Consider the following 21,562-nt stretch of genomic DNA (forward strand, 5'->3'; position numbering starts at 1 on the left):
AGGATAATGCTAGATTTCTTGTCGGTGACACTCTCGGGCCATGCACCGCAAACCACGCAAGGTGAAACGGTAAACCTCAAATGGCAATGGCTCGGCGAAGGGGTATTGGAACTGATGCCACATGGAGGTAACACGCCGTCGGTGGTGCTATCTGCCGGTATCCATGGAAATGAAACAGCGCCGATCGAGATCATTAATCAATTAGTCGCCGATCTATTGGTGGGAGAATTGCCGCTGGCGGTGCGTCTGCTGGTGATATTAGGTAATCCGCCTGCGATCAGAGCAGGGGAGCGCTATCTCACTGCGGATATCAACCGCATGTTTGGCGGCCGCCATCAGAACTACTCCGCAGGAGATGAACCGAAAAGGGCTGCGTTTATCGAGCAGAGAGTGGCAGATTTTTTTGCTGCCGATAGCCAATCAATACGGCTGCATTATGATTTACATACTGCGATCCGAGGTTCCCATCATACCCGCTTTGGCTTATTACCCTACCAGCCAACGCCGTACTCTGCGGCCATGTTGCGTTGGCTACAAGATATTGAGCTGGATGCATTGGTGATGCACACCTCGGCGGGGGGAACCTTTGCCCACTTCAGTCGTGAGCACTGTCTGGCGGCAAGCTGCACGCTGGAGCTAGGAAAAGCCCTGCCATTTGGTGAAAACCAACTCACACAATTCAGCACGATTATTGCCGGATTAAGGGCATTAGTCAGTGGTGAGCAACTGCCTGAGCGCTCAGCAGAGCCGATGATATTCTATCGGGTGGTTAAATCACTGCTTAAACAGCACCCAGACTTTAAACTTTGGGTGGCAGATGACACGCTGAACTTTACCCGTTTCAAGCAGGGCACATTGCTGGCAGAGCAACCCAATGAGCTTTATCGTGTCCAGCATGACGCGGAATGGATCTTATTTCCTAATCCACGTGTCGCGATGGGGTTACGTGCCGGGATCATGTTGGTGCAAATGGATGAATGTGAGTTACCTACAACATAAGTAAGGAGGGGTTACCAATACCGACCTAAATAGTGACGTAGGGTAATATCACCAACAGAACTATTACTTAAGCTAAATTCAAAGCAATATATCTTTATTAACAGACAAAAAATGGGCTAAGGAAGATAATGGCTCATTTTTTATTCGCTCAATCGAAAAGTATCTTATTCAATTCATGGTCGCTCTCCCATTTTTAATAAAAAAACTTCTCAGTAATAACCAATCAAAATCACACTTTTCATATAACTATTAATTAAATTTATTCTTATTGCACCAAGTGAGACATTTAATGGTTCACTTTTTGTATTTTATATAGCCATTAAATAGCAGTGGATATATAAAAAAGTGCAATGGAACTGTGATATCCACTGCATTTTACAAATCTTATTGCTAAACAGAACAAAAAAGAAACAAATAGAAATGACTTTGCACTGAATTGGTGCTAATGCACTGTTTTGGTTATATGTAATTACTTAAAATCTCTTTTAATCAACAGGTTATGAAAAGTTCCTGAAAACACATTTTGTTACAATTGATTACCTATTTATACCTATATATCTTCATTTTTACCATTTTAACTTTTCGTGCTTAGTGATAATGTCTATTCGCTTTACAAGACAGGTAACTATAAAAAATTAAAAATTAACTTTTATGAGGCTAAAACCAATTTAGCCCGGCGGGTTAGTTTTATTAAAATTTAAAGGAAAAATAATGATGAAGCGCAGTGTGCTGGCCTTAGCGGTCACCTTGAGTATGGTTCCTACTCTGTCAAACGCAGCAGAAATTTATAATAAAGATGGCAATAAACTGGATCTTTATGGTCGCGTAGCCGCTAAATACCTTTTTACAAACCATAATAACGCCGATGATACTTATGTGCGTTTTGGTTTTAAGGGTGAAACACAAATTAATAGCCAACTGACCGGTTACGGCCAGTGGGAATATAACGTTGCAGCAAGTAATGCTGAATCTCAGGGCGATAAAGGTAATAAAACCCGTCTGGGCTTTGCTGGTTTGAAATTTGCTGAATTTGGCTCTTTCGATTACGGCCGTAACTACGGCGTAGTTTATGACGCACTGGCTTACACCGACATGCTGCCAGAATTCGGTGGCGACTCAATCGCTTACACCGATAACTACATGACTGGTCGTTCTACCGGTCTGGCAACTTACCGTAACTCTGACTTCTTCGGTCTGGTTAAAGGTCTGAACGTTGCAGCGCAGTATCAAGGCCGCAATGACGATGGCGATACCACGAAGAACGAGCGCGCCATCCAAAAAGCTAACGGCGACGGTTTCGGTTTATCTGTTGATTATCAAGACATCGAAGGCAGTGGTGTTGGCTTCGTAGCAGCATACTCCTCTTCTAACCGTACTCTGGGTCAGAAAAATCTGGCTAACAGTGCTACCGGTGACAAAGCTCAAGCTTGGGCAACCGCGCTGAAATACGATGCAAACCAAGTTTACATCGCAGCCATGTATGGCGAAACGCTGAACATGACTCCATACAAGGCATTGATTGCGAACAAAACTCAGAACGTAGAATTGGTTGCTCAGTACCAGTTCGAAAATGGCATTCGCCCATCAATCGCTTATGTTCAGTCCAAAGGCAAAGATCTGTCAGTTGTAGGCGATGCGGACTTGCTGAAATATGCTGAAATTGGTGTGACTTACTACATCAACAAAAACATGTTCACCTATGTTGACTACCAGATTAACTTGCTGAATGAAAACAACCCACTGGGTCTGGGTACCGATGATACTGTTGCAGTTAACTTGACTTACCGTTTCTAAGTTAATTTAAGCAGTAATTATTGCCCTTTTCTGTGTCGGAAATTGGTGAATTAAAAAGGCGGGGATAACCCCGCCTTTTTTGCTTTTCAAACATTACTATCAATTCAATTATTCCAATAAGTGATAGTCAATCACTTGAGCTTGCTGACAAATCTCATATAGCTTGGTGACTGGTGGGGCGACTGCACCGACGGCTTACGCCGTTACGACCCATTCGGCACATTTCCCCGCTAATAACTTTGTCATCAGTCTGAAGTGATAGTAAATCACTACGATAACTCAGCTCTGATAGTGGTTCTCACCCCATAACAACATTCTATTAATCAACTGGTGGAGTAGTTGCTGTAAATGCGTTGCCCGCTCTGGTAGGTAGGAATAAGGTTCAGTTTCAGACATATAGTTAAGCTGCGATAACTCCAACTGCACTGCGTGTTGATGCTGTTGAGGTGAGCCATAGGCTCGAGTGATATGCCCCCCCTTAAAACGACCATTTAATATATGGCTGAATGAGGATTGGTGCTGACAGCATTCGATCAACTGCTCGCTCAATGAAGGCGCACAACTGGCCCCACTGTTTGTACCAAAGTTCAAATCTGGCAGTTGACCCTCAAACAATCTCGGAATAACCGATGCAATCGAGTGAGCATCTAACAGCAACACATAACCAAACTGGTTTTTAAGGCGCACAAGCTCTGATTGAAGTTGCTGATGATAGGGTCGCCAAATGTGTTGCAGATAAGATTGGCGCTCCTGCGGTGAGGGTGTTTTACCCGGAATAAAGCAAGGACGGCCATCGAAAAGCGTTTCAGGGAACAAACCAGTCGTCGCGGTGGCATATAACGGTTGATCATCCTCTGGCCGATTGAGATCAACCACCAACCGAGAGTAATTGCCGATCACTATGCTGGCCCCCATTTCATGGGCGAAGTCATAGAGGCGAGGAATATGCCAGTCGGTATCGGATAAAGGACGAGCCGCATCGGACAGGCCGGCTTCAACGGCAGGTGTCAACCGCGTTCCAGCGTGAGGAATGCTGATTAATAACGGTAGTTTACCCGCACGGAAACTCAAAGGGTCAGTGATACTCATGAGCGAGTCTCTCCTTGGAACACAACCATCACAGGTAATTGGCCACCCAGCCAGTAAGCCAATTCGGCAGGGCGAGATAATGGCCAATGAACCCAATTCGCTAATTTACCTGTTTCCAGCGTGCCCTGAGACTCTTGCAGGCCGAGCGCCTTGGCCGCATGACAAGTCACACCCGCCAGCGCTTCTTCTGGTGTCATGCGAAATAATGTGCACGCCATATTTAGCATCAAACGCAAGGAGAGTGCTGGGGATGTGCCTGGGTTAGCATCGCTGGCTAAGGCCATGGGTACACTATATTGGCGGAACAATTCGATTGGAGGACACTGTGTTTCCCGCAACAGATAATAGGCACCGGGTAGCAATACCGCGACAGTACCGGCTTTACCCATTGCTTGCACATCTGACTCGGTGACATATTCGAGATGATCGGCAGAAAGTGCATGATACTTGGCGGCCAGTGTGCTGCCATTCAGTGCAGAAAGCTGTTCAGCATGTAGCTTGACGGGCAAACCCGCTTGCTGTGCGGCTAGAAATACGCGTTCAACTTGTGCGGGTGAAAATGCCAAATGTTCACAAAAAGCGTCAACGGCATCGGCAAGCCCTTCAGCGGCAACTTGCGGAATAATGGTATGACAAACGAAATCAATATAGTCATCAGCTCGACCTGCAAACTCAGGCGGTAAAGCATGGGCCGCCAGGCAAGTTGTTTTAACCGTGATGGGCAGTAATTCACCCAACCGACGAGCCACCCGCAGCATTTTCATTTCACTGTCAAGGTCAAGGCCGTAACCGGACTTAATCTCAATGCAGGTCACGCCTTCAGCCAGCAGCGGTTTTAGGCGAAATAGTGCTTGCTCTAGCAGTTGTTGTTCGCGGGTATTTCGCGTGGCTTTGACCGTGGATATAATGCCACCGCCTTGGGCCGCAATTTCGGCATAGCTAACACCATTTAGGCGCTGCTCAAATTCAGCACTGCGATCACCACCAAAAACCAGATGAGTATGGCAATCAATCAATCCGGGAGTAATCAGGCCACCTTGGTAGACGACCTCGCGTGAGGCATTGAATGCGGGTAATTCGTCATGTGGCCCAATCCAGACTATTTTGCCGTCAGCCACCGCCATTGCACCTTGCGGTATCAGGTGATACTTACCCCCACGCATGGTCACGATATCAGCGCCGTACCACAGGCTGTCGCAGTGAATTTCCGACATCATCTCACTCCCCAAGAAAACTAGACGAAATTAAGTTGTATATACAATCATGGACAACCTAGCGCATAAATTCACTATCAGCAAGATAGGGATTTCAACAATTGCGTAACACTTCGCAGTTCTCGCAGAGAAATAAAATTGTTCAGGACGTCACGGTGCCTTGTGGGGTAAAACGACCATAGAGCTGATAGCGGGAACCTGGGTAGAGCAGTTGAGCTGCGGTGACGATGGCTTTCCCATACCAGGTCCGACGGCGAATCAACAAGCAGGGTTCATGTTCATCCAGTTGCAGCAGTTGTCGCTCGACCGGGCTTGGGATCACCGCTTCAACAATATGTTCACCTTCGGTGAGTGGGGCCACTTGGGTGAGATAGCTGTAAGGGGTTATCAAATTGAAATCCTGCTTCATGTAATCGGGAGCAGTATTGGGATTGACGCAACGGTTTTCGACCTGAATAGGAACATCATTCTCATAATGAACAATTTGCGAGTAGAACAGCGGCTGTCCGGGTTGAATACCCAAAGTGATTGCTTCTTCAGAGGTTGCAGGACGTGTCTCTAGTTGCAGAATTTTGCTACTGTGTCGGTGGCCACGAGCTGTAATTTCATCAGCAATATTATGAACTTCCAGTAAGGCACTGTGCGCCTTTGCTTCAGCGACAAAGGTTCCTACGCCTTGCATGCGAATGAGGAAACCTTCGCTGGTAAGTTCACGAAGCGCGCGGTTGATGGTCATACGGCTGACCCCTAATTCAGCAACCAGCTCACTTTCGGAGGGAACACGCTGGTGGGGCTGCCAGACACCGGTTCTGATTTGACGAATGATAGCCAGCTTCACCCGTTGGTAAATTGGCGCAGGAGTATCGTCCATTGCGGCACTTAATTGTAAGACTGCTTGCTGTTCCGCCACGGCGTTAACCTCGTCAAATAATAAAATCATATGTTAAGTCTAAGCTTGAATTTAGCGTATGTATATGTATATACAAGTAAATGATTTAATTAATTGACGCCGCTGCTGCTAGCGCGTTTGACTCTGAACAAAATATTGGGATATCGCTATGCCAGTTTATTTTACCAAACGTGCTTTTTTATCCGATGGCTGGGCAACGGACGTGCAGATCACTGTCGATGAGCAGGGGGTCATTCAGCGCATTTGTACCGGGAGCAGTGATGTAGGTTGCCAAATATTAGCAGGGCCAATTGTGCCTGGGATGCCAAATCTTCACTCGCACGCTTTTCAGCGCATGATGTCAGGGCTCGCGGAAATTGCGGGTAATCCGCAGGACAGCTTCTGGACTTGGCGGGATCTGATGTATCGGCTGGTACAGCAATTAACACCGGAACATATTGGTGTGATAGCGCGCCAGTTGTATATCGAAATGCTGAAAGGTGGCTATACGCAGGTTGCGGAGTTTCATTATTTACACCACGACACCGACGGTCATCCATACAGTGATCCGGGTGAAATGACGTCGCAGCTGAGTCAGGCAGCACAAGAGGCGGGAATTGGGATGACCCTGCTGCCGGTATTATACAGCTATGCGGGTTTTGGTGCCCAACCGGCTCAACAGGGGCAGCGTCGTTTTATTCAGAACACTGAGAGCTATCTCAAACAGCAACAAATTATCAGTAAACAGCTTGCCAACCAGCCGCTGCAAAACCAGGGGCTATGTTTCCACTCGTTGCGTGCCGTGGAGTTATGCCAAATGCAGGAGGTGCTTCATGCCTCAGATACGCAATTACCAGTACATATTCATATTGCCGAGCAGCAAAAAGAAGTTAAGGACTGCATGGACTGGAGTGGTCAGCGACCTGTGGCATGGCTGTATGACCATTTACCGGTCGATAGCCGCTGGTGCCTGATTCATGCCACTCATCTGGATGAGTTAGAGCTTGTGCGCTTGGCGAGAAGTCAGGCTGTCGCAGGACTCTGTCCAACCACGGAAGCGAATTTGGGTGATGGGATTTTCCCAGGAGTTGACTATTTACAGCATCAGGGAAATTGGGGCATAGGGTCCGATAGTCATGTCTCACTGGATGTGGTGGAGGAGTTGCGGTGGTTAGAATATGGTCAGCGTTTGCGTGATCAACGGCGTAATCGTCTAACCAATGGACAGCATCCTGCTGTTGCTGATTTACTTTATACCCAAGCACTTGCGGGAGGGCGGCAGGCTTGTGCCAGCAAAATTAGTCAGTTAGCCGAAGGCTACCGTGCGGATTGGCTCGTTTTGGATGGTGATGATCCCTATATTGCCGGTACAGAATCTGCTTCTTTGTTGAATCGTTGGTTATTTGCGGGGGGCAAATCGCAAATTCGAGATGTTTATGTGGCGGGGAAAGCGGTAATAGTGGATAGATATCATCCACTGCAGCAGCAAACTGCACAGGCTTTTCTGGCTGTACTGAAAGCCTGTCAACAGGAGGTTTGATGAGCTTTACCGTTTTTGACTTTGCCAGCTTACCAGTTAGTCGTTGGCGAAATGGGGGAGGCGAAACCCGTGAAATTGCATGCTGGCCTGTCGGGGGGGATGATTTTGCCTGGCGCGCCAGTATCGCGACGATTGAACAAGATGGCCCGTTTTCGCTATTTCCAAATATCGACCGGTCAATTACGTTACTCTCAGGAGAGGGCGTTGTACTCTCCAGCCCAGACTGGGAAGCCCATACACTCTCACTGCCATTACAACCTTTTGCCTTTCCCGGCGATATTCCTATTCACGCGCATCTATTAGGCGGGAGCAGCCAAGATTTTAACATTATGACTCGGCGCGGCTGTTGGCAATCTTCAGTCACGGCGGTGAGTTCGGCACGAGAATTACCCGTATCCCATGCTGGACTGATCTATGTGGTGAAAGGGAAATGGATCATCAACCACACAGAAACCCACGAATTGACGGCTTCACAGGGTTGTTGGTGGTTACCAGCAATTAAAGGGGGGCAACTACAACCACTCGTCGCAGGTAGTTGCTTATTGTGGGTAGATCTGTTTCCAGAGCGGTAATCTATCGATCACTTCCATCTTTATACCGCAGCCTCTCGGTACAACGCATTAATTTATAATATTAATATAAATCAGATTTCGCGATTAATGCCCACAGGAATATCGTGGGCACTCATGTATGACTGCTTTTTACTGTTTTCTCTCTTAACTTTAATTGCGTTTAGGCGGCGTTATCGCTGCTGAATAACCTGTTTAGTCGTTACCCTTCGCTCAAATTACCCGCATTTGTTAGATCCCTGTCATAGTTTTGTTATTTGCTCGATACAAAACGCACATTTCGGTTGTTTGGTGTTAAAAATTTCAATAATCTTAATTTTGAAATAAACATTTAAAAACTGAAGGTGGTGATCTCAATACAAACATATAAAATATTTAATCTATTGTTTTTTATTATTTTGTTTATGAAAGATAGGCCGGGGATGGGGCGGTTGCATTCACGGAAAGCGCATTGAAATGCCTAAAATAGCTATATTTACAGCATGCTGAGTTGCGTGGTTGTAAAAGAATATTTTCAATCAACGGGCATTGAGATGTTAAAGCATTCCACTATTGAAGGGTATAGATCATGAAGCTGAAAAAAATCATTATTACCTCACTCGCTATCTGTATGCTGCCGCTGGGCGCTTATGCTAAAGACCTAAAGATTGGCGTTTCCATGGCTTACTTTGATGATAACTTCCTGACCATATTGCGTCAGGCTATGCAAAATAAAATGAAAGAAGAGGGCAATGTCTCAGGGCAGTTTGAAGATGCTAAAGGGGATATTGCTCAACAGATTCAGCAAGTAGAGAATTTTGTCAGCCAGGGGGTGGACGCCATTATTCTCAACCCTGTTGATACCCAAGGCGTGAAGCCAATGATCAAATTAGCTGAGCAGGCCAAAATCCCACTGGTTTTTGTCAATCGTCGCCCAGAAATAACCCTGCCAGCAGGTATGGCCTATGTAGGTTCTGACTCTGAACTTGCAGGACGCCTACAGATGGAGGAACTGGCGAAACTGATGGGGGGTAAGGGTAACGTGATGATCTTGATGGGGGAGCTATCAAGTGAAGCAACCCGCGATAGAACCAGAGGTGTCGAGAAAGTGGCCGCTCAGTTCCCTGGCATCCATATTATTGATAAACAAACGGCAAAATTCTTCCGCAAAGAGGCGGTTGATGTCACCACAGATTGGATTCTTTCTGGCCAGCAAATTGATGCCATTGCCTCGAATAATGACGAAATGGCAATTGGGGCGATCCTTGCCTTAAAACAAGCGAAGAAAAAGGGTGTTGTGATCGGGGGGATTGATGGCACACCTGATGCGCTTGAGTTTATTAAGAAAGGCGATTTGAGTGTCAGTATTTTCCAAGATGCGAAAGGTCAAGGAGAAGGGGCGGTTGATACGGCAATTAAATTAGCTTCTGGGCAAAAAGTAGAAAGTAGTGTGATGATTCCTTATCAGTTAATCACCAAAGATAACTATCAAGATTTTGCCAATAAAAATAAAAAGTAAAAATAGAGACTTATTCCTGATAGATGGTTAATCAATAAAACAGAACGAATAAATTGATATTAGCTAATTTTAGTATTGAACATAACAACACTCTCATTGCGCCTATTTAAGCTAATAAACAATGCCGTATTCTTTACTTAAACTAATGAATGCGGCATTTCCTAAATAAAGGTATTGAGATGACCCCGGAGAAGATGACATGTATCCTTACATTCTCGAAGCTGAAGGCATCAGCAAACAATTCCCTGGTGTTAAAGCACTGAATAAAGTGGGCATTAAAATAAAGCCAGGGAGTGTCCATGCATTAATGGGAGAGAATGGTGCAGGAAAATCAACACTGATGAAGTGTTTGATTGGAATATATCATCCTGATGAAGGCACGATAAGGGTGAGGGGTGAGGCTGTTACCTTTAGTGATACCTTAGATGCACTTCATGCCGGTATCGCTATGATCCATCAGGAGCTAAATTTAGTTCCGCACATGACAGTCGCGGAAAATATTTGGTTAGGGCGAGAGCCTGTTCATTATGGTTTGGTTAATCATGATTTACTGAACAGTAAAACCCAAGATTTATTACAACATTTAAATATAAGATTAAGACCAGAAATGATCGTCGGTGAATTGAATATAGCCAGTCAGCAAATGGTCGAAATTGCTAAGGCAGTTTCCTATGATGCTGATGTATTAATAATGGATGAACCGACATCGGCATTGACTGAGGGGGAAGTTTTCCACCTTTTCGCAATTATTAATGAATTAAAAGAGCAGGGTAAAGGCATCATCTATATTAGCCATAAAATGGATGAGATCTTTGAAATCACGGATGAAGTCAGTATTTTCCGAGATGGTACTTTTGTTGCCACAGATAAAACTGAAAACTTAACTAAACAATCACTCATTACCATGATGGTTGGTCGTGAACTCACTCACATGTTCCCTAAGTTTAACAACAATATTGGTGAGGAAGTGCTACGAGTCAGTGGGTTGCATCGAGAGGGCTTATTCCGCGACATTTCATTTTCAGTTAAGCGAGGAGAGATATTAGGTGTCGCTGGTTTAGTGGGGGCCGGACGTAGTGAAGTGATGGAAAGCTTATTTGGAATGCATCCAGCAGATGGAGGTGAAATCTTCATCGAGGGTCTGCCGGTCAATATCAATTCGCCATCAAAAGCCATTGAGCAGGGATTAGCTTTTTTGACCGAGGACCGCAAAAAATCCGGGCTATTCTTGGTGCTGTCTGTAGTCGAAAATATGAGCATTGTGAACCTTTCAGAATATATCAATAAAAAAGGTTTCGTCAGTCATGGACAAATGGCCCAAGACTGCATGGAGCAGATTAAAAAATTAAATATCAAAACGCCGACTATGGATCAAATTATCAATAACCTGAGTGGTGGGAATCAGCAAAAGGTTTTGATCGCTCGCTGGCTATTAGCCCAACCTAAAATACTCATTCTAGATGAACCAACCAGGGGTATTGATGTTGGGGCAAAGTCTGAAATTTATCGATTAATCAGTGAACTGGCAAACCGTGGTGTTGCTATTATTTTGGTTTCCTCTGAATTACCTGAAATCCTCGGCATGAGCGACAGAGTCATGGTAATGCATGGCGGCCATATCACTGGAATATTGGATAAGCAAGATGCCAGCCAAGAGAAAATAATGGCTCTGGCCTCTGAATAATCGCAGGAAGGTAACGATAATGAGTAATGTTAAAATTGATAAATCACCAGCGGTCAACTCAACAATAACACCATCATTCATGTCAGGGCTAAAAGGAAAATTACCTAAAGACACCGGTATTTTTATTGTCATGGTCGGTATCGCATTGATATTTGAAGTTCTTGGTTGGTTTATTCGAGATCAATCATTCTTATTGAATCCTAATCGGTTATTACTGATTATCTTACAAGTTGCAATTATCGGTATTATTGCGGTCGGGGTGACACAAGTCATTATCACGACGGGAATTGATCTCTCTTCCGGTTCTTTAATCGCACTAACCGCGGTGGTCGCCGCCAGCTTAGCGCAAACATCAGACAGTATTTCCCCTATGTACCCACACCTATTGGATTTACCGGCGGCGATTCCCATTACCGCAGGAATAGGGGTTGGGATAATCTGTGGGTTTATTAATGGTTTCCTCATCACCCGCACGGGGATCCCGCCATTTATTGCCACCTTGGGAATGATGGTTTCGGCCCGAGGGCTTGCTCAATATTACACCAAGGGAAATCCGGTTAGTTTTCTCTCCGATGATTTTACCGCAATTGGTCAAGGCGCAATGCCAGTCATTATTTTTCTGGTTATTGCCGTGATATTCCATATTGCCCTGAAGCATACTCGTTATGGTAAATACGTGTATGCCATTGGCGGAAATATGATCTCCGCAAAAGTCTCTGGCATTAACGTTAATAAATATCTGGTGACGGTTTATACCATTGCTGGAGGATTGGCAGGGTTAGCTGGTGTGGTACTGGCGGCGCGTGTCAGTAGTGGGCAATCCAGCATGGGGCAGTCCTATGAATTGGATGCGATCGCTGCCGCAGTCATTGGTGGCAGTAGTCTGATGGGCGGGGTCGGTAGAATTACCGGAACGGTGATTGGCGCAGTGATTTTAGGGCTGATTAAGAGTGGTTTCACCTTTATTGGTGTCGATTCATACATCCAAGACATTATTAAAGGGGTCATCATCGTGAGTGCAGTGGCCATTGATATGCATCGCAATCGTAAAAAACGATAGTTATCAGCCACAAATAACTCATGATATCAGTATCCGAAAGCAATTAATTTACTCTCCAAAGAGGCTAATACAGCAAGATAGGTTGTATTGGCCTGACTGTGGGCTGGGCGCTCACCCGATCTGGTTTGGAAGAAAAGTGCCTATTGATTACAATATGTGTAATGGTATAACATTACATTTTAAGTATTCAACTAGGAACTATTCATGCCAAAAAAACTTGCCCATCGAACAACGATTGTACTCGGAGTTTGTGCCTCACTGATCAGCTTTAACTCATTAGCTCACGGCAACCATAGCCATGCGCATCAACAAACGGATACTGAACGTAAAGCGAGTGAGGGTGTTTTTGAAGACAAAGACGTTAAAGATAGAGCACTCAGTGATTGGGATGGAGTCTGGCAATCAGTGAATCCCTACTTATTAAAAGGTGATTTAGATCCTGTTTTTGTTCATAAGGCACAGAAAAATAAAAATAAAAGCGTTGAAGAATACCGAGAATATTACAAAAAAGGTTACAGCACTGACGTTAATATGATTGGTATTGAGGACAATACAATAGATTTCCATACCACTGAAGCTGTGAACTCCTGCAAATATACCTATTCAGGTTTTAAAATAATGCACTACGAATCAGGGAAGAAGGGTGTGCGTTATTTATTCGAATGCAAAGATGCTCATTCGAAAGCAGCCAAATATGTTCAATTCAGTGACCACATCATTAAGCCACAAAAATCCCAGCACTTTCATATTTATACGAGCAATGAATCGCATGAAAAATTGCTTAAAGAAATGGATAACTGGCCGACGTTTTACCCAATAACTTTGGATAAAGATGACATCGTTCACGAGATGCTACATCACTAAGATTGACGCTTTACCACATCTGTTGTCATCCAAGCCGCACAGCTTTGCGGCTTGGATCTAGGGGAGAGGTGATCTACCACCTAGCAATTTTGCCCCCGAATCGCTCCCCCAAACCCACTAAAACGCCGACATAAGGTCGTTGTAGCCGAAAGCCCAAGGGGAAATCCTAGGTTCGCAACCCGAGCAATTCTGATTTGTGATACGTGTAGAACTAATTTTCATTAAAATTGAAATGTTGTTTTACTAGTGCTATCTTCGATATAATCAAGTCAAACATAACACCTTCAATGGACCACGTGTCATTGACTAATCGGAGATAAAATAATGAAAATTGCACTGATGATGGAAAACAGTCAGGCAACGAAAAACGCGATAATCCTGAAAGAGCTGAATGCTGTAGCCTCGGAAAAAGCGTACCCGGTATACAACGTAGGTATGAGTGATGAGAACGACCATCACCTGACTTATATTCATCTGGGGATCATGGCCAGTATCTTACTGAATTCTAAAGCAGTTGATTTCGTGGTCACTGGCTGCGGTACAGGTCAGGGCGCAATGATGTCATTAAACATCCACCCAGGTGTGGTTTGTGGTTATTGCATCGATCCAGCGGATGCTTTCCTGTTTGCTCAAATCAATAACGGTAATGCACTGTCACTGCCATATGCCAAAGGTTTTGGCTGGGGCGCAGAACTGAATGTGCGTTATATCTTTGAAAAAGCCTTCACAGGCGTGAAAGGCGAAGGCTACCCACTGGATCGTAAAGAGCCACAAGTGCGTAACGCGGGTATTTTGAATCAAGTAAAAGCTGCGGTAGTGAAAGATAACTATCTGGATACTCTGCGTGCTATCGATCCAGAACTGGTGAAAACTGCCGTTAGCGGCGAACGTTTCCAACAGTGCTTCTTCGATAACTGTCAGGTTGAAGAAATTAAAGCATTCGTGAAACAAATTCTGGCGTAATACCAGATGCAGGGGACAAAAAAGTCTCCAGCGCCAAAATATAAAGGCTCCTCATCAGGAGCCTTTTGTCATTCTGAAACATCACGGAAAATTACGATACCTGAAACGGGCGGGATGGATTAACACTTAGGTGAGGTTCCCTGAGGTGGCAAATAGCGCAGTGGGTCAAGGGCCGTAGCGCGATAACGGATTTGAAAGTGCAACATTAAGGTGTCCGTCCCGGTACTTCCCATGGTGGCTATTTTTTGGCCGGCACTCACATCCTGTGCATTCTTCACCAACATACTGTCGTTATGCGCATAAGCGGTGATGAAGTCATTGCCATGCTTGATCATGATTAAGTTGCCATAGCCGCGTAGCTGATTTCCCACGTAGACGACCCGTCCTTTGGCTGAAGCGTAGACAGGCTGACCGCGTTTACCCGCAATATCTATACCTTTATTGCCACCATCGGCGGTGGAATACTTCGAAATTACTTGGCCGCTAGTTGGCCAGCGCCAACAACGATTGGCTCCTGGTGGTGGTGCCGATTGGGCTAGTGCGGTGCCTGAAGATTTGCGTTTACCCGTCGCTTGACGTCCTGCTGTAGTCGAGCTGCTCAGATGGATTTTTTGCCCAATCTCTAGCTGATAGGGGGGGCGAATTTTATTGATGCGCGCTAGGTCGCTAACTTCACTGTCACTGATCCAGGCTATAAAATAGAGAGTATCGCCCCGCTGGACAGTATAGGTTTTATCGCTGTAACTGCCTTTGGGTAGTTTGGCATAGTCACGATTGGATTTGCTTGAGCACCCTACCAATAGGAAAATTGCCATTGCATATGCAGCTAAGCTTGGCCACAAACGCATTTTTCTTTTAGTGTTCAAAAAATTTCCTTTCTCATCGTGAAGTGTCGTTCCTTCAGTTCTCTATATTAACATTTGAACGATAAGCGTCAAAATCTACGTAAGCGCATGGATGTCAGGCAACGTCGCTATTGTAATAACCATAACCGAACAGACAAGCGGTGAATCGTCTTTTTAAGCGTTGGAGAGTGTGGCTTAAGCCAATATGTCGCTGTAAATGGTATTTGATCTGGGTTATCGGGTAATAACAGGTTTAACTTATTGTGATGATGATCATTTCGCCCAGAGAATTATCATGTTATTTAATCATTCATTCTGATAATTCTTGGAGTCTTCGCATTATGAACTATTTAGAACTACAGGCGTTGCGCCAGCTTTTTTTTATGAGTATCGACGAATCGGCACATTATATCGTAGGCAAGGGTATTGCAGACAGTAAAAACACAAAAATGTGGCAACAATGGGAAAATGGAGAACAAGAGATTCCAACCGCTGTGATTGAAACACTGACGTTGATGAACGAAAAAAGAAGAAAAAGGATTAATGCAATTATTGAAAAGATAAATAACCGTATTGGGAACAATACCATGCGTTTTTTCCCTGATTATCAGACATATCACTCAATCTTTCCTGATGGGGATTTTTTAGAATGGAAGATATATCAATCTGTCGCAGCTGAACTCTATTCTCATGATCTTGAGCGATTGTGTTGAATAGTTTTTTATCAGGAAATCTCTTTCTTTTCTCTAAAAGTCTAAAGTCAGCGCAGTATCGTTATCGCGTATCAGCAGTATTTCCATTTCACTATATTAGTGATGAGGCGATATCATTTTGTGCATCTACGACTATAGCGAATTTAGTTTGTTAAATCTCCAATCTACATGTTGCGATTATGTTGTTGAATATGTGCCTATGATCTTGACGTAAATACCACTATAAGAACCAAAATAAATAAATAATATTTATCTATTCCGGCTATAGAAATAATCTATGGATTACTTTAAAAAAATGAATTATTTATTACTAAATAGGATTGCTAGTATGGAAATAGACCCAGAGTCTAGCTCTTCAGGGCTATTTTACTTGCCTCTCTTGGCCAATAGTCAGTGGTAATCATACCATCAGGATGATTTTTAAAACCGATGGACAGTTTTTTGATATTTAAGCAAAAGATGAAGCATCCGTAGACCAAATAAAAAATCCTTTTCTGGAAAAGGTTTATATGAAAAACAAATACATACCAACGTCTATCGGCTTGTACATCAATTATTTAGTCCACGGTATGGGGGTCATATTGATCAGTTTGAATATGCCCCACCTCCAACAGCAGTGGCAAACTGATGCCGCAGGTGTTTCGGTTGTTATCTCTTCATTGGGAATGGGTCGACTGAGTATTCTGCTGATAGCCGGGATGTTGTCGGATCGTTTTGGTCGAAAACCCTTTATCTATCTAGGGATGGCCTGCTATTTGGGCTTTTTCCTTGGTGTTCTCAGTACGCAAAGCATCGTCGTCGCCTACTGTTTTGGCTTTCTAGCCGGAATGGCAAACAGTTTCCTTGATTCGGGCACCTATCCATCATTGATGGAAGCGTTCCCTAATACGCCAAGTACCGCCAATATCCTCATCAAGGCGTTTGTTTCCGGCGGACAGTTTATCTTGCCGTTCATGATCAGTCTATTAGTATGGCTCGATCTCTGGTTCGGTTGGTCGTTTCTGGTTGCTGCATGCATCATGTTTCTGAATGCACTCTACCTACTTAAATGTCCTTTCCCACAATATGAGTCGGCCCCCAGAGTCACTGAGAAAGCCGCATCCTCTAAAAGTCATACCTGCTCGATGTTGGATCTCGCCAGTTTTACGTTGTATGGATACATTGCCATGGCGACGTTCTACCTCATTAGCCAATGGTTGGCACAATATGGGCAGTTCGTGGCGGGGATGTCATATACTCTGTCGATCAAGTTATTGAGTGTCTATACCTTAGGCTCTTTACTTTGTGTCTTTATTACGGCTGGGCTGGTTAAAAAAACTGTTAATTCAACCACGCTGCTAATGCTTTATACCTTTATCTCTTTTATTACGTTGTTGGCGGTGTGTCTGCATACCACCGTCACTACAGTGTTTATTTTTGCTTTTGTCATTGGCTTTTCTGCGGCCGGCGGTGTTATGCAACTGGGATTAACACTCATGGCAATGCGTTTCCCACAGGCTAAAGGCAAGGCTACCGCTATTTTTTACAGTGCAGGAAGTTTGGCAACATTCACGATCCCGTTAATTACCGCCAAGCTCTCGCAAACCAGTATTGCCAGTATTATGTGGTTTGATGTGGGCCTCGCAGCGGCGGGTTTCTTGACGGCACTATTCATTGGTTATCGCAGCAAGAAGGAGCGAGGCTATATGCTAAAAATGAATCAGGCTCAGGCTTGAAACAGAAAAATAGAGTGTAGACCGGAACGATATTTGACAGTGGTTCGAGCGATGAATCTCCTGCCTACACGGCAATATTGGCTGATTAACCGATCACTTAAACGTCATTAGTTGGCATGAGCTAAAGACAAATTTCTTAAATGATTGTGCGGCTGGCGATAATATCTGATCTTTACGGGTAGCGAGGTAAATATAGCGAGTTGGGCCGGGATCTTTGATGTGCATAACATGAACGTTGGAGTGAGAAAGGGTGCTGATTCGCGGCATAATCGCAATACCATAATTAATACTGACTAGCCCAACCATTGCCGTATCTTCCTCGACATAACAGGTTATTTCTGGGACCAGTTTTTTCTGCATAAACATCTTGTCAATGAACTGACGCAAACCGCTCTTTTGCGAAAAAAAGATATACGGATAAGTAATGGTATCCTCCAAGGCTATTTCACGCTCATTGCAAAGCGCCAATGGATGATCGCGAGAGGTTACCAGTACCAGCTCCTGGCTAATTAACGGGATAAACTCTATTTCCGGCTCTTCTGGCATAAGAGAGCAGACCGCCAGATCGAATTTATCTGCCTTTAAATCTTCAATAATTGATGAAGATGTTCCCTGATAGAAGCTAAAGCGCTTATTTTCATTACCGGAAATATGGATAAACCGGTCGATCAATTGTGGTACTACGGTTTCTCCCATGGTGTAAATAAATGCCAATCTAATGGTATTGTTTTGCGTGCCGTTCATTTGGCGCAACGCAAGACGACCGTTTTCCAATTCAAGCAGTGCATTTTCGACATAAGGTAAAAATATTTTTCCACACTGGGTTATCCGCACATTTCTGCCGATTTTTTCAAATAAAGTGACTCCAAGTTCTTTTTCTAGCTCGGATATGGCATGACTCAACGAGGGCTGAGCAATAAACAGGCTAGAGGCCGCTTCGGTGTAATGTTGCTTTTCAGCCAGCCGCTTAAAATAGTGTAATTGTTTTAAGTTCATTCAAATTCTCGTGGTATTAAGGTCATCAGGAGCTGCGGTAACGACGATACATTCTGTTAATCTTGCGCTCGTTCTATTGCTGTCGTGTTAGAAGCACCATTAACGATTTAGCTAACTGTTGAACATACGACAAACATTCTGTCGGTACTAGGCTTGTGGTCACATAACGCAGTGGTGTGCTGTTGTTGTCAGTTGATTTATTTAATGAAACCGCAGGTCTATGGTGCGGAAGTGGTCAGTCATTGCGACCTTCTGGCCTTGGATTAGCAGGGTATCGAGAGGTTAGCTATCGTGGAGTGTGCAAAATTATTATGGTGCTGTGCAATATAGCATGCACTTTTTACGATACAGGAAAACCAACGGAGTGAATAAACTGTTAAATACCACTCACTGTCAGCCAATAATAGAATATTATTCTTGTGTAGTGTGATTCCACTTCAGTCAACTTATCTCGGAATAATGTCTATTAGCTCACAATAATAATGTTAACGACAAAAAATAGCCGCGATTTTTAAAAAATATCATGCCACTTATCTCTTTGTAGAGATAATGAATTTTAACTGCCTCGCAAAAATAAAAGAATGTGTTTCTCTACTGCCATACATTCTCCCTAGCTTCACTGATGTATTGATTTTGTAAAAAATAAAACAAACTATCAACAATAGCCTTGTGTTCATCACGCTGCACACTGCAATAAAATTGAAAACGAAAACTTTATATTACGTATTAATCATAGCCAGCCTTATATACATTAAATATAGCTGGTGGTTTATTGATGCTGTGTGGAGTATGCATTTAAAAAAACAATAGAAGTAAGACGGCCCGCACCAGGGAGAAATATATCCGTCATTCTCCAAACTGCATGTGCGCTGGCGTTGTTACTCGGCAATTCATTGCTGTTGCCCTCCGGCAACTCAAATTACAAAGGTATATGTAATGAAAATAAAAAAAATTAACAATAAACGGAGAAAAGCATGAGCCAGAATAGGGCCTTCAATGCGCCATTTTTATTAGCCGCTGTCAGTATATATCTGAGCTATTTTCTTCATGGCATCAGTGTTATTACGCTAGCGCAAAATATGACTCACTTGGCAGAAAGATTTAACACGGACAGTGCCGGAATAGCTTATGTCATTTCAGGGATAGGATTAGGGCGTCTGGTTTGTATCCTGTTCTTCGGTGTCATCTCTGATAAGTTCGGTCGGCGTTCAGTTATTTTTATGGGCATAGCGTTATATATTTTATTCTTCTTTGGTATTCTCGCCAGCCCTAATTTGATCGTTGCTTTCATATTGGCATTCTGTGTTGGTGCAGCTAATGCGGCATTAGATACAGGGGGTTATCCTGCATTAATGGAGTGTTACCCTAAGACATCAGGTTCAGCGGTGATTCTGCTTAAAGCAACTATTTCATTTGGGCAGATGTTTTATCCGATGCTAGTCAGTTACCTGATGGTGAGTCACCTGTGGTATGGCTATGCCATGGTGATTCCTGGTGTGCTGTTTATATTTGTCACGTTACTGGTGGTTAAAAGCAAATTCCCGAGCCAAATCGTCGATGCAGCTATTGCCAAAGATTTGCCTCAGATGAGCAGTAAACCACTAGCATGGTTGGAAGGTGTCGCCTCCGTCATATTTGGTGTCGCAGCATTTTCAACATTTTATGTCATTGTGGTTTGGATGCCGAAATATGCGATGGCCTTTGCCGGAATGGAAGAAGCTGAAGCATTAAAAACAATCTCCTACTATAGCCTAGGTTCATTGTTGTGCGTATTTCTCTTTGCTTTTCTGCTTAAAAGTATGGTACGCCCCGTCTGGGCTAATGTGTTTAATACCGCATTGGCAGTGATTGCTGCCACTATTATCTATCTATACCCATCACCACTTGTTTGTAATGTGGGGGCATTCGTTATTGGTTTCTCTGCCGCCGGTGGGATATTACAACTTGGCGTCTCTGTCATGTCAGAGTTCTTCCCAAAAAGCAAAGCCAGGGTCACCAGCGTTTATATGATGATGGGTGGGTTAGCCAACTTTATTATTCCACTTATAACCGGTTACCTATCAACTATTGGGCTGCAATATATCATTTTGCTGGATATCGTATTCGCGCTAGTAGCTTTCATTACCGCAATAATAGTTTTCGTTCGTTACTATAAGGTTTTCAAAATACCCAAAAGTGATTTTCGCTTTGGTGAGCGGTTCTTTCAATAATCGCATAACTGAATAATAGAGAGAGGAGTTACAAATGGATGTTACCGCAAAATATGAACTGATCGGCCTAATGGCTTATCCTATTAGGCACAGCTTATCGCCAGAAATGCAGAATAAAGCGCTGGAAGAGATGGGGTTGCCTTATACCTATATGGCTTTCGAGGTGGACAATTCAACCTTTGGTAAATCGATTGAAGGGCTGAAAGCATTAAAGATGCGCGGCACCGGGGTTTCCATGCCGAATAAACAGTTGGCATGCCAATATGTTGATGAATTAACGCCGGCTGCACAATTAGTCGGGGCCATTAATACCATTGTTAACGATAATGGTTTTCTCCGCGGATATAACACGGATGGGACTGGGCATATTAGGGCCATTAAAGAGACGGGTTTTGATATTAAAGGTAAAAAAATGGTTCTGGTTGGCGCGGGCGGGGCGTCTACGGCGATTGGTGCACAAGCGGCAATCGAAGGCATTAAGGAAATTATACTGTTTAATCGGCGAGATGAATTTTACGAAGAAGCGCTCGCCTTTGCCAAACGCGTTAATGACAATACAGATTGCACGGTGACGGTCAATGACCTGGCGAATCAAAAAGCCTTCGCTAACGCGATTGCCAATGCCGATATTCTGACAAATGGGACAAAAGTGGGGATGAAGCCACTGGAAAATGAAAGCATTGTCAGTGATATCTCGATGTTACGTCCTGGTCTGCTTATTTCTGAATGTGTCTACAATCCGCACATGACCAAATTGTTGAAAATGGCCATGGCAGCTGGATGTAAGACTGTCGATGGATACGGAATGTTATTATGGCAGGGCGCTGAGCAGTTTAAGCTGTGGACCGGAAAAGAGTTTCCGCTGGAATATATTAAAAAGGTTATGGGTTTTAGCGCGTAATTATCCTATTTAGGATCAT

At 44.0% G+C, this 21,562-nt stretch carries 18 protein-coding genes; 13 read left to right on the plus strand and 5 right to left on the minus strand.

The window, feature by feature from the left end; all coding sequences use genetic code 11:
• Window positions 1–6: 6 nt before the first annotated feature.
• Window positions 7–999 (plus strand): succinylglutamate desuccinylase, encoded by a 993-nt coding sequence (astE, locus tag ACZ76_RS17695; protein WP_048620092.1) that lies wholly within the window; start codon window positions 7–9, stop codon window positions 997–999.
• Window positions 1,000–1,710: 711 nt separating this feature from the next.
• Entirely contained in the window at window positions 1,711–2,793 is a 1,083-nt protein-coding gene (locus ACZ76_RS17700; protein ID WP_048620093.1) for a porin, read from the plus strand.
• 279 nt (window positions 2,794–3,072) lie between these two features.
• On the opposite strand, the gene hutG is transcribed toward ACZ76_RS17700, so the two are convergent.
• From hutG to hutC, 3 genes are all read right to left on the minus strand, one after another.
• On the minus strand, window positions 3,073–3,882 hold the full coding sequence (gene hutG, locus ACZ76_RS17705; RefSeq protein ID WP_048620094.1) for an N-formylglutamate deformylase: 810 nt from the start codon (window positions 3,880–3,882) through the stop codon (window positions 3,073–3,075).
• A complete protein-coding gene (gene hutI / locus ACZ76_RS17710) occupies window positions 3,879–5,099 on the minus strand; it encodes an imidazolonepropionase (protein ID WP_048620095.1) in 1,221 nt (406 codons plus the stop codon). The genes hutG and hutI overlap by 4 nt, the downstream gene beginning before the upstream one ends.
• Before the next feature lie 139 nt (window positions 5,100–5,238).
• Complete coding sequence (gene hutC / locus ACZ76_RS17715) at window positions 5,239–6,006, minus strand: histidine utilization repressor (RefSeq protein ID WP_048620353.1); 768 nt, start codon at window positions 6,004–6,006, stop codon at window positions 5,239–5,241.
• Between the two features lie 148 nt (window positions 6,007–6,154).
• Between hutC and ACZ76_RS17720 the strand changes: the two genes are divergently transcribed.
• The 7 genes from ACZ76_RS17720 (at window position 6,155) to ACZ76_RS17750 (ending at window position 14,163) form a co-directional block, all read left to right on the plus strand.
• A complete protein-coding gene (locus ACZ76_RS17720) occupies window positions 6,155–7,525 on the plus strand; it encodes a formimidoylglutamate deiminase (RefSeq protein ID WP_048620096.1) in 1,371 nt (456 codons plus the stop codon).
• Window positions 7,525–8,097 carry a HutD/Ves family protein gene (locus ACZ76_RS17725; RefSeq protein WP_048620097.1) on the plus strand — a complete coding sequence of 191 codons (573 nt, stop codon included), beginning with the start codon at window positions 7,525–7,527 and terminating at the stop codon, window positions 8,095–8,097. Before ACZ76_RS17720 ends, ACZ76_RS17725 begins: the two co-directional genes overlap by 1 nt.
• A 565-nt stretch (window positions 8,098–8,662) precedes the next feature.
• Window positions 8,663–9,592 carry a sugar ABC transporter substrate-binding protein gene (locus ACZ76_RS17730; RefSeq protein ID WP_048620098.1) on the plus strand — a complete coding sequence of 310 codons (930 nt, stop codon included), beginning with the start codon at window positions 8,663–8,665 and terminating at the stop codon, window positions 9,590–9,592.
• A gap of 199 nt (window positions 9,593–9,791) precedes the next feature.
• Window positions 9,792–11,276, plus strand: a complete 1,485-nt coding sequence (locus ACZ76_RS17735; protein ID WP_048620099.1) for a sugar ABC transporter ATP-binding protein — start codon at window positions 9,792–9,794, stop codon at window positions 11,274–11,276.
• Between the two features lie 19 nt (window positions 11,277–11,295).
• On the plus strand, window positions 11,296–12,336 hold the full coding sequence (locus ACZ76_RS17740; RefSeq protein WP_048620100.1) for an ABC transporter permease: 1,041 nt from the start codon (window positions 11,296–11,298) through the stop codon (window positions 12,334–12,336).
• Between the two features lie 204 nt (window positions 12,337–12,540).
• Window positions 12,541–13,200 (plus strand): metal-binding protein ZinT, encoded by a 660-nt coding sequence (gene zinT, locus ACZ76_RS17745; RefSeq protein ID WP_048620101.1) that lies wholly within the window; start codon window positions 12,541–12,543, stop codon window positions 13,198–13,200.
• A 324-nt stretch (window positions 13,201–13,524) separates the two neighbouring features.
• Window positions 13,525–14,163, plus strand: coding sequence for an RpiB/LacA/LacB family sugar-phosphate isomerase (locus ACZ76_RS17750; protein ID WP_048620102.1), 639 nt, complete (start codon window positions 13,525–13,527; stop codon window positions 14,161–14,163).
• A gap of 119 nt (window positions 14,164–14,282) precedes the next feature.
• On the opposite strand, the gene actS is transcribed toward ACZ76_RS17750, so the two are convergent.
• Window positions 14,283–15,011, minus strand: coding sequence for an amidase activator ActS (gene actS / locus ACZ76_RS17755; RefSeq protein WP_048620103.1), 729 nt, complete (start codon window positions 15,009–15,011; stop codon window positions 14,283–14,285).
• A gap of 338 nt (window positions 15,012–15,349) precedes the next feature.
• Between actS and ACZ76_RS17760 the strand changes: the two genes are divergently transcribed.
• Both ACZ76_RS17760 and ACZ76_RS17765 read left to right on the plus strand, forming a co-directional pair.
• Complete coding sequence (locus ACZ76_RS17760) at window positions 15,350–15,721, plus strand: YdiL family protein (protein ID WP_048620104.1); 372 nt, start codon at window positions 15,350–15,352, stop codon at window positions 15,719–15,721.
• A gap of 509 nt (window positions 15,722–16,230) precedes the next feature.
• On the plus strand, window positions 16,231–17,436 hold the full coding sequence (locus ACZ76_RS17765; RefSeq protein WP_048620105.1) for an MFS transporter: 1,206 nt from the start codon (window positions 16,231–16,233) through the stop codon (window positions 17,434–17,436).
• A 93-nt stretch (window positions 17,437–17,529) separates the two neighbouring features.
• Here the strand turns inward: ACZ76_RS17765 and ACZ76_RS17770 are convergent, their stop codons facing one another.
• The gene (locus tag ACZ76_RS17770) at window positions 17,530–18,432 is read right to left on the minus strand and encodes a LysR family transcriptional regulator (RefSeq protein WP_048620106.1); all 903 of its coding nucleotides are present in this window, start codon (window positions 18,430–18,432) and stop codon (window positions 17,530–17,532) included.
• A 974-nt stretch (window positions 18,433–19,406) separates the two neighbouring features.
• Here ACZ76_RS17770 and ACZ76_RS17775 point away from each other — a divergent pair.
• Both ACZ76_RS17775 and ydiB read left to right on the plus strand, forming a co-directional pair.
• A complete protein-coding gene (locus ACZ76_RS17775; RefSeq protein ID WP_048620107.1) occupies window positions 19,407–20,642 on the plus strand; it encodes an MFS transporter in 1,236 nt (411 codons plus the stop codon).
• Between the two features lie 34 nt (window positions 20,643–20,676).
• Window positions 20,677–21,543, plus strand: a complete 867-nt coding sequence (ydiB, locus tag ACZ76_RS17780) for a quinate/shikimate dehydrogenase (RefSeq protein ID WP_048620108.1) — start codon at window positions 20,677–20,679, stop codon at window positions 21,541–21,543.
• The last annotated feature ends 19 nt before the right edge of the window (window positions 21,544–21,562 follow it).

The sequence above is a fragment of the Yersinia aleksiciae genome, assembly GCF_001047675.1.
Classification (GTDB): Bacteria; Pseudomonadota; Gammaproteobacteria; order Enterobacterales; family Enterobacteriaceae; genus Yersinia; species Yersinia aleksiciae.